We start from the raw sequence: 12,938 nt of genomic DNA, 5'->3' as shown, positions 1-12,938 counted from the left end.
ATCAGCTTTTGATTATATGATCCGTTCTGGTGTGTAAATGATTTAATCTAAAAAAGCCCCAATGATTTGGGGCTTTTTATTGTCTTTAGTTCTTCGATTTATATAAACCATGATCAACTAAATGTTGGCGTAAGATGCGACGAAGTTCTAACACAGCTTCGGGCGTTTCTTGAATAGAGTGACCACCCGTAAAAATTTTCTCAGAAACTGCGCCATCCAAATGTGCGCTCTTATATGGAACGATTCCATCTGTAATCACATTCGGATCATCACTTTTAGTAATATTGCCCATAATAGAATGGAAAACTAAGCCTTTTTCGGGTGGGATACTAGCCGTCAGTTCCATAAATTTAGATTTTTTACTTAAATCGCTTGGTCCATTTTGAATTACATCATTAGTCAGTGTTTTGACAAAATCTTTTAAATCAACATCATCACTGGTCAGCGTATCTGCAAGGGTCGTTAAGAAAGTTGCAGGAAGTTTAATAATTTTTCTTGCTGCTAAAGTAAACCAACGGTCTGCATAGTCTGTCCCTCGATGTGGTGCTGCGAGAAAAATGGCTCGATCAAAATTTTCAATTGGTTTCATTTTGAGTCTTTCACCAATGACAGGGTGTTTTCTTAGACGTGTTTGTTGGCGATTATTCATCAATTCTAAAGCTTGTTTAGAAATATCTGCATCACTTACTAAAAGCCGACTAATAATTCCACCCATACTATGTCCAATTAAAACTGCATCTTGAGCCGCCGCATCTTTGGGATTAAGCGAACCAAATGCTTGTTTTAATAAAGCATAAATTTGAAAACGGCTTTCCAAAATTGGCATATTGGTAGAGTAAAAAATTTGCCAAACTTGATAATGTTCTCTTAATATTGCATCACCCATAATGTCGTTAGTTACCGCAATCCATGCTTCAGGGCTACTTGCCAGACCATGTACTAATACAATGATTTTCTTATTCGGGTTATAGGGTTCCAACATATAGAGATGCGGCATTGCCAAATGCTGATCGCGGTCAATTAAGGTCAAATACGCAGCCGCACCTAAATTATTTTCTGCTAGCCATAAACCATAGGGTGCAGAAAAATTTGCTGCTAATGAATATGGTTTACCTGCAATCTCTACTTTCTCAACGCTATAAGGATCATAAACCTTAATTTCAAAATTCGGGTTTGTTAAAACATCTTCTATCGTTGCATTCGATTTTTTAGGTTGAGCAATAATTGTGGCTGCTAAATAGCGTGCTTTATGAATATTCGGATTTATGCCTTTAGGATAATCATGCGTTAAAGGATTAAGAATATATTTATTTTCTTGTGATGATGAGTCGGTCGATGGAAAAACTGCAACAAAATCAGAACCGAAACCATCACGGCGGTTAATCGCTCTTAATCCTGAAAAATTCATGTTGTAACTGGAAATAAATTTTTCCAGTTTCATGTTTTGCAGGCGTTGATATGCTTGAATATCAATTGTATAAGTACTTTTTCCAATTTTAATCGTTGGGGTAAGATTGGTCGATGGATTCCTTAAACTATGACCATTCACCAATTGAGTAAGTGCCTGATTGTAGAAATCTCGAATTTGTACTTGGCGGTTATCAAAAAGTCGTTCTTGTGGCTGACGTGATGTTTTGAATAAATACGCATAACTATAACGAATACTTTTATCCAAAGCTTCAAGCTTCTGATCTAAACAACTTTCATAATTTTGCTGTATTAGCTTTTGTTCATCAGCAGGTTTATGTTTAGACAATTTACTGATTTTACATTCTGATGAGTCCGACAGTGACATGGCTTTAGTAAGATATAGTTCACTGGCTGTCGACAATAATTGTTCGTCTTGAATCTGAGGAATTTTATGTAGATCTGCAATGCATTCATTCGGAGATTGCATACAAATTTTTGCTTCTTTACCTGACATCGATAAGACATTCAGGCTCGCTTCACTTAACTTCTTCTGAGTTAGTATGCTATTACGTTCATTGGCTATGGTGACATCAACCGCTTGTTGTTTGAGGCTAACGACCTGACAGCCATTTAAAGCAATAGTTGATAACAGCGTAAAGGCAAATAGATATTTGTTTGAATTAGATGCTTGCATTATCAAGGAGCAAATTTAGCCGGAAGATTCTAGCTATAATACGAAAAAAAGATGTTTTTTCAATCAACTTAAAAAAATAGACTGTTCTGAACAGTCTATTTTTACAAAATCACAAATCTTTAATTTAGGACTTGCCAAACATTCCAACGTTTCCCAGATTCAACTTCTTTGATAAGTTGATCTGCAACTTCGGCTTCATCAGGATAATTAATTTTATAATTTTTAAGTGTTTGAATCGCATTTTTCTTTTGCTCTAACCAGAGATAGTTATTTGCAGCAGAAAGATAAGCTTCTTGCACACCGCCTTTAATCGCTTTATCTAGATATGGAATCGCTTCACGTTGACCGCCACCTTCAGATAGACCAAAACCAAACCAGAAATTAGTTTCAGGGTCATTTGGGCTAATCGCAAGAATACGCTGTGCGTAGTTGAGTGATTTGGTTGTGTAGGCTGTACCTAAGTCCATATTACGTGCCATCACACTTGCTTTAAATGCACGAGTAAGTACATCCAGAGAAGCATTTGGCTTTTCTGCTAAAGCATCGAGTTTCTGCGTAATTTCACGAAGTTTTGCCTCATAACCTTTACGTTCTTGGCGTTCTGTAAAACGTGGTGGATAGTGACGCGCTTTACCTTCAACCAATTGAAGAAAATCATCAATTTCAGTGACATCTACTTCATTATCACCAGCAAGCACCGCATATTTCATATTACGTTGCTTTTGATCAATCGTAGGGACGATTAATTTATTCACCTCAAGGGTGGTTGATTTTGATGGGTCACTTTGAAGTGAAACAACCATTTTTGTTACAGGTTGAGCCGATGCATCTTTAATGGCAACTTCAAAGCTTGGCGGAGCATCATATTTAACTGGATTCAAAGCATAAAATGGGGGAGTTGGATCAGGTTCTTTGAACACAAAAGGTTCAGCAGCTTTTTCTTTTTTTACAGGTGCAAGACCGCAGGCCGTTAAAAAAGAAGTTGAAAGTACAAGAAGTGCCAAAGGCTTAAAATTCATGCTTTACATCCATTAATTTTAGTTAAATGAGAAGTAGATCGTTGGTTTTACCAGTCTAGGAAAAGCAAAACCAACTTGCAATGAGAAGCTTGTTACATTTTTTATAAATTGGATTAGATCGAAGAAGTTTTGTTCTGAGCTTCACACTCACGTCTAACTTCTTCAATAATTTTAAGTTCTTCTTTACTTAATGGCTGATTTTTTGAAGTTTGTGGTTTAAAAGTTGGATCTAATTCTGAGAGTCGCTGACATAAGATATTCATACGCTTTTCATTTTTTTGCATACGATCCAATAAAACTCGAATCCCTTCTAAGATTGGATCAGATTGGTCTTGCGTGGTTGCATAGGGTTGGAAACCAATACTTTCAGCATAATCACGACGACTTACTTCATCTGGTTCAATCTGATTCTTGTCTTTAAATATATAGCGTGCAGGGTTGCCAACAGCCGTTACACCTTCAGGAACTTCTTTGGTGATGACTGCATTTGAGCCAACTTTAGCACCTTTATGTACGGTAAATGGCCCTAGAATCTTTGCTCCAGCCCCAACAACGACCCCATCCTCGAGTGTCGGGTGACGTTTTCCTTTATTCCATGTTGTGCCACCTAGAGTCACGCCATGATAAAGCGTGACATCATCACCAATTTCAGCTGTTTCACCAATGACAACACCCATGCCATGATCGATAAAAAAGCGTTTACCAATTTTTGCACCAGGATGGATTTCAATTCCTGTTGCAAAGCGGCTAAATGACGAGAGTAAACGTGCTGTACCTTTGTACTCTTTTTTCCAAAGTTCATGTGCCATACGATGCATGATCAAAGCATGAATACCAGGATAGGTGGTTAGAACTTCGAGTGTATTTCGAGCAGCAGGATCACGTGCAAATACAGCCTCGATATCTTCTTTAAGCTGTTTAATCATTGGCATGATCCTCCGAATTGGTTTGTTTCCATGAGCCTTTGGCTAAAGCCTGCACGCGGCTGAAAATTCCGCGCAATAAATGATATTCCATACGATCTAATTGTATCCTTCCGAATAATCGACGCAAGCGTAATGGAAGTAAACGAGGATTATTTGGATCTAAAAATTCGATTTCAGTCAGCATTTTTTCTAGATGAGGATAGAATTCTTCCATTTGTTTTTGTGTTACTAATGGCTCATCCCATTCCATGCTCTGTTGTTGTTTAAGTTGCATGTGATCATCTGGAACAACAGTCGTTTGTTGCGTATTTTGTTCGAGTGCAGCCATTCTCAACTCATAACAGATGACTTGAATCGCTTGTGCGACATTTAAAACACCATACTCAGGATTAACTGGGATGGTTAAGTGATAATTGGCTAAAGCAAGTTCTTCATTGGTGAGACCACGGTCTTCACGACCAAAAACAATAGCGATATTTTGTTGTTGAGTTGCAGCTTGTAATGCTTCTTTTGCTGCAGGACGTACGTCCAGTAAAGGCCATGGAATTGTACGGCTACGTGCGCTAGTTCCAAACACGAGATGACAGTCTTGAATAGCTTGCTCTAAAGTATCAACGATCTCAATTTTTTCAATTAAATCCTGTGCACCCGCGGCTAAAGCATCAATATCAGGGTGTGGATAGGTTTTAGGCGCAACTAAAACGAGTTGAGATAAACCCATAGTTTTCATTGCGCGTAAGGCACTACCAATATTGGCTGGTAGGGTGGTATTGACCATAACAATGCGCACATGATCCAAGTGTTTGGACACGTTATTTGAGTCAAACAGATTCATATATCATCCAAAATTAAGAGTATTGAGAGATTTCAGCTTGATACAGATCAAGCGCTTCATCCATAGACATGTTTTCGGGTGGTGGTGCAACTGTCGTTACTTTAGGCGCTTCTGCTACTTTTGCAGCTTTTGACTTCACTTGATATTCAATAAAAATCGCGTCCTTACCAAAATAATCACGTAGCTTGCCTAGCAATTCATCTAAAGGTGCGACTTTCCATTGAGGACCTAGATGCAATTCTGCTGTCGCAAAGCTTTGTTCAAGTTGGATTTGTAAAGCAATATGCTGACACATATCGACATTACAATAAGGTAATAAAATTGCCTGTAGATCTTTGGCTAAAGATTTGGTCATTAAATCTTGAGGAAGACGAATTTGAATACTTTGGGCACGCTTTTGGCGGATTTCATTTAAATTAAACGCTTTACTTAGACGTGCCATCGGGCGGTCAAAGCCTTCACGTTCGTAGATTTCACCTTCGATAACAATTACTTGTTCTAGACGAACGATTTCTTTATAACGTTGAAAACGTTCATGATTGCAGCTGATTTCAACACGAGCAGTGCCATCATCTAGTGTAATCATGATACGGTTCGGGAAGTTGGCAATATCAACGACTAAACCAGCAAAGACGGTCGTGACACCACGACGAGTAGGTGTTAATTCATTTAATTTTGCTGGAATAAACGATTTTAATTCTGGACGATAGACATCAATCGGATGACCAGTGAGATACAATCCAAGCGTATCTTTTTCACCTTTGAGACGAACTTCGTCTGACCACGGTTTCACAGGTTTAGCAGGTTTACGCTGAACTTCTTCAACTTCACCAAATAAATCCATGATACCCGTTTCGCGGTTACTTCGTGCTTGTTCAGCCGCTTGAACAGCTTCAGGCAATTGAGCCATTAAGCTTGAACGTTCAATACCTAAACAATCCAACGCACCTGCACGAATTAAGGCTTCTAAGGTACGTTTATTGATCTTTTTCAGGTCGATTCGATGACAGAAATCGAATAAATCCTTGTATGGACCTTCATTGATGCGTGAGTCGATGACTGATTGCATCGCTTGTTCGCCGACGCCTTTAATTGCACCGAGACCATAAACAATGGTTTTCTCATCACTGGCATGGAAATGATATAAAGACATATTTACGGAAGGCGGTAGCACTTCTAATTTATTATTACGGCAGTCATCAATTAAGAATACGATACTGTCAGTATTCTGCATTTCTGATGATAAAACCGCCGCCATAAATTCTGAAGGATAATGTGCTTTTAGCCATGCAGTGTGATAGGCAACAAGGGCATAGGCTGCGGCATGTGATTTATTAAATCCATAACCTGCGAACTTTTCCATATAGTCGAATATATGGTTTGCTGTTGCTTCATCAATCTCTTTTTTTGCAGCACCTTCAATAAAGATTTGGCGCTGTTTAACCATTTCTTCAGGTTTCTTTTTACCCATGGCACGGCGAAGTAAATCTGCACCACCAAGCGTATAGCCTGCGCAGAACTGTGCTGCCTGCATCACCTGTTCTTGGTAAACCATAATCCCATAGGTAGGTTCCAATACACCTTCAAGCAATGGATGTAAATATTCGAACTCACCACCATGCATACGATGGATAAAGTCTGGAATCAGGTCCATTGGACCAGGACGGTATAAAGAAACGAAGGCAATAATTTCTTCAAATTTACTCGGTCTTGCTTCCTTGAGCATTTTTTTCATGCCGACGGATTCAAACTGGAACACCGCAGTTGTATTTGCGTCCGCAAAGACTAAATAAGCGTCCTTGTCATCTAATGGAACATTTGCAATTTCGAGAGGAATTTCAGATTTGATTCTTTTATTAATATTTTGAACGGCATCTTCAATAACCGTGAGGTTACGCAAACCTAAGAAGTCAAATTTAACCAGACCTGCAGCTTCAACATCATCTTTATCGTATTGAGCAACACGACTTGTTCCATCTGCTTCACACAGTACCGCTGAATAATCGGTAATTTTTCCGGGTGCAATGACTACACCACCTGCGTGTTTCCCTGTGTTTCGTGTAATGCCTTCGAGCTTAAGTGCCATTTCCCAAATTTCAGCAGCATCATCATTATCAGGGTTTGATGGGTTGGTCACGATGTCTTTGAGCTGTGGTTCCATGTCAATCGCAGTGACTAGATCAACGCCAAGCGGTTTGGTCGGAATCATTTTGGAAATACGGTCAGCCAAACCGTAAGATTTGCCTAGAACTCGTGCAACATCGCGGATTGCGCCTTTTGCAGCCATCGTACCAAAAGTCGCAATCTGTGAAACGGCTTCACGACCGTAGTTTTGTGCGACATATTCGATCACTCGGTCACGACCTGCAATACAGAAATCGACGTCAAAATCGGGCATTGAGACACGTTCAGGGTTTAAGAAACGTTCGAAAAGCAAATCATAACGTAATGGATCAAGATCGGTAATTTTTAAACTGTAGGCAACTAATGAACCAGCACCCGAACCACGACCAGGACCTACAGGCACACCATTATTTTTGGCCCATTGAATAAAGTCCATGACAATCAGGAAGTAACCCGGGAAACCCATTTTTAAAATAATATCAACTTCGTACTTGATACGATCATCATAAGGTTTACGAATTTCAGCCCAATCTTCATCACGTTCAGTAATAGGGTAAAGGTGATTTAAGCGTTCCTCTAAACCTGTACGAGATAAATGTTCGAAATAGGTGTCAATGGTATAACCATCTGGGATCGGGAAATCAGGTAAGAAATAGGTACCGAGTTGTAAGGCAACATTACAACGTTTGGCAATCTGATAAGTATTTTCAATTGCACTTGGGATGTCTGAAAATAGTTCAGACATTTGCTCACCAGTTTTAAAATACTGTTCAGAGCTATAATTCTTAGGACGCTTATCGTCACCAAGTACATAACCATCGGCAATACACACACGTGCTTCATGTGCTTCAAAATCATCTTGTTCAACAAAGTGAACATCATTATGTGCAACGACACCAATTTGATATTTAGCAGCGAGTTTAACGGCTTGTTGAATAAAATCTTCTTCACCAACACGTTCAGTACGTGTTAATGCTAAATAAACACGATTACCAAACTTTTCAATCCATGCTTCTAATAAAGGTTCTGCTTTTTGTGGATTGGATGAACAAAGCATTTTGCCGACATCACTATGCTGTCCAAGCAATACAATTAAATCTTCTGATTGTTCAAGTATCCATTCTTTTTGTACGCATGGGATACTAAGTTGTTGTCCTTCAATAAAGCCCCGAGATACGATTTCGGTTAGATTTCGCCAACCTTTACTGCTCATAGCTAATAAGGTTGCGCGATGCTCTGCGTCATTCAGTCGAATGACACTGCCTAAAACAGGTTTAATGCCTTTTTTTAAACAAGCTTCATAAAATTTCACCGCAGCGTGCAAGTTGGATAAGTCTGTTAATGCAAGCGCAGGCATGTCATCTTTAACGGCAGCTTTGACCAAATCAGGTATGCGAACAATCGATTCCGTAATCGAAAATTCTGTATGGATACCGAGATGAACAAACCGCATAGAAGGACTATCCTTTTTTCAAAGCAATGCATAGTTTAGCATGCAAACCGAAAATGGCATGCTTAATATTTTGGCAAACTGTCTATCTGTTCTGTGCTTTTTATAAATTAATAAAAATTAACTTTTGATTTATATGGAAATATAAATATATATTTACTTGAGTTGTTTAACCGCTAGAATGTATCTGCATAAAAATGTACCAAAGTAGGTTCAAGAATGAAATTAAAGAATATCGTATTTTCAATATTATTAAGTATGAGCGCAATTTCTTTAGCTCAAGCTGAGGATGTATCTTTTAGTCAAGAACTCGTTCAACAAGCAAAAAGTGGTGATGCGATTGCCCAAAATAATCTTGGAGATGCTTATTATTATGGAAATGATGTCGATCAAGATTTTGGTAAAGCATTAGAGTGGTTCAAAAAGGCTGCTGCAAAGGGAAATGCTGATGCACTTTTTTCCGTAGGGTATATGTATGATTATGGCGAAGGGACTGAAGAAGATAATCCCACAGCGTTAAAGTGGTATACACAGGCGGCACAAAAAGGGCAATTATACGCTCAGTATTATTTAGGTTTTTTATACCTCTATGGTGATGATGGCGTTAGTATTAATACTAAAAAGGGCTTGGAATGGATGACCAAATCTGCTGATGCGGGATTGGATATTGCACAAGCTGAATTAGGTCATTTGTATAGTGATGGGAATGATGAAGTCGCTCAGGACCTTAAAAAAGCATTACATTACTATCAGTTAGCTGTAAAGCAAGATGAATCTTCAGCAATTAACAATCTTGGTATTTTCTATTTGGAAGGCAAAGCAGGCTTAAAGCAAGATTATAAAGAAGCTTTACGTCTGTTTACGTTAGCCTCTAAAGCCGAAAATGGCTTAGGTTCGTCTAATATTGCTTATGTTTATGAAGAAGGTAAGGGTGTTGAAAAAAATTATAAAAAAGCTGCAGAATATTATGCGCTTGCGGTAGAGCAGGGTGAAAATGAAGCATTGTTGGATTTGGCGCGTTTATATGAAAATGGTGGTTTTGGCTTAGCTAAGAATTTAAAGAAGTCGAAAGAGTATGAGGCGCAGTGGGATGAACTACAAAAAACTGAGTAGAGTTGATCTCGAGTTTTAATCTTGGAAAATATTATAAAAACCCTAATCTAGCTTAAGCCGATATTTCTATAATACGAATCATCGGCTTGTTTTGATGACCTATTTGATAGGCACATCATCAACTAGAAAAGATGTCGTCATGGGTTAAATGCAATCGTAAAAAGTGGTTGGTTGATTCAGTTGATTAATTATCTCGTTTCTTTTTTAGTAGCTGTATGAATAATTAAACGGCTTTACTATATTAAGAAATGGGTGTTCTTATGGAATTATCAATTTAACCTTTCTACAGGTGAAAGGAGCTTTTTTATGGTGGCTTCATCAAAAATAATTAGATGGTTTCTATCTCTAATAATTCTTTTCGTCCTAATTTTTATAGAGTTTTTTTATGATGAAAAATGGCTATATTTTGATAAAGATTTACATGGTAAAAATAACAATTCAGATGAAAGCTGTTTTATTTATCAGGATAAACGTCATCTAAAAAATACCTCTTATGATATTATTTACAATAAATTGGGTAAAGATATCTATAATAGGCAAAGAAGACTAACAATCACTGAGAGTGGTTCAAAAATAGTTATCTATGGTCATACATTAGGAGTGTTTAGAGAGTTATTTGCATTTGGTGGTGGTGGAGCAGTTCTTGTCTTTGATAAAAAAGGTAATTGTATTAAGTTAAGTGAGTATTTAATTGAAAAGTAGTTTTATTTTAAATTAGAGTATTAATTTTTCACAGTGGAATACGAATTAAGTTACTTGTATATACTGTGTCAATGACACTAGGCCCATTTTCTGCTATATCTTGTTTTTATATAGATGAAAATAAAATTGCTAGAATAATAAGTTGCTAGATTTTTTATTTTTCACCTATATTGATATTGGATTTTAAGCTAAATGGAGGAGAGGAGTTTAAATGTTAATTTTTATAGAAATTTTACTTCTATGTTTGGTAAGTTCTTTTTGTTATGGAATAGACTTAAAAAAAGATTTTTTAGTTACTTCATATCCTTTATCAGCAACTCAGAATATTGACGATACTATAATTCCTATAAATATGATAAAAATGAAGAAAGTTATAAAAAAAATATCAACTTTAAGATTTGGTGACAGTAGCTCTACAGTTGTTAAAAAAATAGGTTATCAACCTGATACATATTTTATAGCACCAAATAAAAGTCTTAAATCTTCATCTGATCACTTAATTATGAATTACATTTTTTCTCGCCAACCCAATAAGATGAACAAGCTGGTTGTCGATGAATTATCGATGATGCTTATCTTTTCTAAAGATGATAAACTTATTTCTGTAATAGATAATTCTATATTAGATCATCCAAAAGAAATTCCTATACAGTGATAGAAATTTGAGGATTAGATAAAAGTGTAATGGATAAAAATAAAATAAATAGATTGAAAAATTTTCTTAAATTGGTGGAAATAGGCCCTAAAAAAATTAATGGTAGATATTACTATGGATATACTGACGACGTGGTATCTATTTCAAATGTATTTATAGCATTTAGTTTTTTTGCGTTTTTTCCTGTGGTTATACACTATAGAAGTTATATGGCATGGATTCCAATTTTTTTAATATCATATCTGATTACAAGATTATTCATCTTCTTGTTTTGTAAACCAAAAGAGTTTAAGCGGAGGTATTCTATTTTTTCAATTTGGACGTTTTTATTATTTATGTGCTATACATTAATAGATATAAAGTAAAGATCATAAAATATTTATTTCATATAGACTGTGAATTGGTTTTATGGGATTTTTAAGTATTGATCTTAAAAAAGGAAGCGATTTGCTTCCTTTTTTATTGCCAATTTTGTTTAACGCATCTTTGCCAAGAAACGGCTTAAACGATTAATTGCTTCACGTAGCTCATTTTCAGCAGGTAAGAACACTACACGGAAATGATCTGGTGTTGGCCAATTAAAACCTGTGCCTTGAACCAATAAAACTTTTTCAGCTTTTAATAGATCTAACATCAGTTTTTCATCATCTTCAACTGGATAAATCTCAGGATCAAGTTTTGGGAAACAGTACATTGCTCCGTCAGGCTTAACACAACTTACGCCAGGAATCTCATTTAACATTTCCCATGCAATATTACGCTGTTCATACAGACGACCGCCTGGACGAATTAAATCATTGATAGACTGATAGCCACCGAGTGCAGTTTGGATTGCATATTGTGCTTGATGATTCGCACACAAACGCATTGAAGCAAGCATGTCTAAACCTTCAATATAGTCTGCTGCACGTGATTTATCACCTGTGATCGCCATCCAACCTGCACGATAACCAGCAATACGATAGGCTTTTGATAAACCATTAAATGAAATGCAAAGTTGCTCGCCAGCTAAAGCTGCAACTGCAACATGCTCAATGCCGTCATAAACAATTTTGTCGTAGATTTCATCTGCAAACAAAATTAAGTCATGCTTTTTAGCTAAAGCAACAATTTGCTCCAATACATGACGAGGGTAAACAGAACCTGTTGGGTTGTTTGGATTGATAATAACAATACCACGCGTATTTGCTGTGATTTTGCTTTCCATATCCGCAAGATCAGGATACCAATAGTTTTCTTCATCACATTTATAATGAACAGCTTTACCACCAGAAAGATTGACTGCTGCCGTCCATAATGGATAGTCAGGCATAGGAACGAGCATTTCATCGCCGTCGTTCAATAAACCTTGCATTGCCATCACAATCAGTTCCGACACGCCATTTCCAACATACACATCATTAACGTGCATATCAAAAACGCCTTTTTGCTGATAATACTGGCAAATGGCTTTACGCGCAGGGAAAATCCCTTTGGAGTCTGTATAACCAATCGCATTCGGTAGGTTTAATGCAACATCATTGATAATTTCTTGTGGTGCTTCGAAACCAAAGGGTGCAGGGTTACCGATATTTAGCTTGATGATCTTGTGTCCTTGCTCCTCCATTTCATTGGCGGCGCGTAATACTGGTCCACGAATGTCGTAGCAAACATGCTCAAGTTTCGATGATTTCTTAATTTCACGACTTGATTGAGCAGAGTGGGGTGTAACAGTATTTTTAGACATAGCTGGATTCACTTTTGCATATCGGTATAAATAACTTTTAAAGGTTTCGACACTTACCAAATCTAGATCATGTTGATCTCTAAGTAATTCAACAATTTTTTCATAGGTAAAACCTGATTGTTGATATTGTTTAATAGTTGGTAAGAGTTTTTGAAAAACCACACTTTTTTTCTGAGACATTTTTTGTCCTATACAACCGTGCCAAACAAGAATAACACTATCTTTGCTTACGAGAAAGATAGTTTTGTTAAAATTTGCTTACCTTTAAATTTTAAATTGCTATC

General features: G+C 37.0%; 9 protein-coding genes. 3 read left to right on the top strand and 6 right to left on the bottom strand.

From position 1 onward, the window contains the following. Positions 1-85: 85 nt before the first annotated feature. From AAV96_RS05235 to dnaE, 5 genes are all read right to left on the bottom strand, one after another. Positions 86-2,104, bottom strand: a complete 2,019-nt coding sequence (locus AAV96_RS05235) for an esterase/lipase family protein (protein ID WP_046738551.1) — start codon at positions 2,102-2,104, stop codon at positions 86-88. Between the two features lie 119 nt (positions 2,105-2,223). Then, positions 2,224-3,123 (bottom strand): ABUW_2363 family tetratricopeptide repeat lipoprotein, encoded by a 900-nt coding sequence (locus AAV96_RS05230; RefSeq protein ID WP_046738550.1) that lies wholly within the window; start codon positions 3,121-3,123, stop codon positions 2,224-2,226. 113 nt (positions 3,124-3,236) lie between these two features. Beyond that, positions 3,237-4,049 carry a serine O-acetyltransferase gene (gene cysE, locus AAV96_RS05225; RefSeq protein ID WP_005215533.1) on the bottom strand — a complete coding sequence of 271 codons (813 nt, stop codon included), beginning with the start codon at positions 4,047-4,049 and terminating at the stop codon, positions 3,237-3,239. Next, positions 4,042-4,884, bottom strand: a complete 843-nt coding sequence (locus tag AAV96_RS05220) for an RNA methyltransferase (RefSeq protein ID WP_046738549.1) — start codon at positions 4,882-4,884, stop codon at positions 4,042-4,044. Before AAV96_RS05220 ends, cysE begins: the two co-directional genes overlap by 8 nt. Positions 4,885-4,897: 13 nt before the next feature. Then, a complete protein-coding gene (gene dnaE, locus AAV96_RS05215; protein ID WP_046738548.1) occupies positions 4,898-8,461 on the bottom strand; it encodes a DNA polymerase III subunit alpha in 3,564 nt (1,187 codons plus the stop codon). Positions 8,462-8,677: 216 nt separating this feature from the next. On the opposite strand from dnaE, the gene AAV96_RS05210 reads away from it, so the two are divergent. From AAV96_RS05210 to AAV96_RS05200, 3 genes are all read left to right on the top strand, one after another. After that, positions 8,678-9,571, top strand: coding sequence for an SEL1-like repeat protein (locus tag AAV96_RS05210; protein WP_046738547.1), 894 nt, complete (start codon positions 8,678-8,680; stop codon positions 9,569-9,571). A gap of 306 nt (positions 9,572-9,877) precedes the next feature. Further along, positions 9,878-10,273 carry a hypothetical protein gene (locus AAV96_RS05205; RefSeq protein WP_046738546.1) on the top strand — a complete coding sequence of 132 codons (396 nt, stop codon included), beginning with the start codon at positions 9,878-9,880 and terminating at the stop codon, positions 10,271-10,273. A 211-nt stretch (positions 10,274-10,484) separates the two neighbouring features. Further along, positions 10,485-10,928 (top strand): hypothetical protein, encoded by a 444-nt coding sequence (locus AAV96_RS05200; RefSeq protein WP_046738545.1) that lies wholly within the window; start codon positions 10,485-10,487, stop codon positions 10,926-10,928. Between the two features lie 475 nt (positions 10,929-11,403). Here the strand turns inward: AAV96_RS05200 and AAV96_RS05190 are convergent, their stop codons facing one another. Continuing rightward, on the bottom strand, positions 11,404-12,834 hold the full coding sequence (locus AAV96_RS05190) for a pyridoxal phosphate-dependent aminotransferase (protein WP_046738543.1): 1,431 nt from the start codon (positions 12,832-12,834) through the stop codon (positions 11,404-11,406). Between the last annotated feature and the right edge of the window lie 104 nt (positions 12,835-12,938).

Origin of the sequence: Acinetobacter sp. AG1 (genome assembly GCF_001005525.1) — a bacterium.
In the GTDB taxonomy this organism is placed as follows: Bacteria; Pseudomonadota; Gammaproteobacteria; order Pseudomonadales; family Moraxellaceae; genus Acinetobacter; species Acinetobacter modestus.
The sequence above is the reverse complement of the archived record's forward strand: the minus strand, read 5'-3'. Positions and strand labels throughout refer to the sequence as shown.

What these genes read in the sequence shown, in the direction of transcription:
- AAV96_RS05235 (WP_046738551.1), bottom strand. Translation starts at nt 2,104, where the DNA reads ATGCAAGCATCTAATTCAAACAAATATCTATTTGCCTTTACGCTGTTA.
- dnaE (WP_046738548.1), bottom strand. Translation starts at nt 8,461, where the DNA reads ATGCGGTTTGTTCATCTCGGTATCCATACAGAATTTTCGATTACGGAA.
- AAV96_RS05230 (WP_046738550.1), bottom strand. Translation starts at nt 3,123, where the DNA reads ATGAATTTTAAGCCTTTGGCACTTCTTGTACTTTCAACTTCTTTTTTA.
- AAV96_RS05220 (WP_046738549.1), bottom strand. Translation starts at nt 4,884, where the DNA reads ATGAATCTGTTTGACTCAAATAACGTGTCCAAACACTTGGATCATGTG.
- cysE (WP_005215533.1), bottom strand. Translation starts at nt 4,049, where the DNA reads ATGATTAAACAGCTTAAAGAAGATATCGAGGCTGTATTTGCACGTGAT.
- AAV96_RS05190 (WP_046738543.1), bottom strand. Translation starts at nt 12,834, where the DNA reads ATGTCTCAGAAAAAAAGTGTGGTTTTTCAAAAACTCTTACCAACTATT.
- AAV96_RS05210 (WP_046738547.1), top strand. Translation starts at nt 8,678, where the DNA reads ATGAAATTAAAGAATATCGTATTTTCAATATTATTAAGTATGAGCGCA.
- AAV96_RS05200 (WP_046738545.1), top strand. Translation starts at nt 10,485, where the DNA reads ATGTTAATTTTTATAGAAATTTTACTTCTATGTTTGGTAAGTTCTTTT.
- AAV96_RS05205 (WP_046738546.1), top strand. Translation starts at nt 9,878, where the DNA reads ATGGTGGCTTCATCAAAAATAATTAGATGGTTTCTATCTCTAATAATT.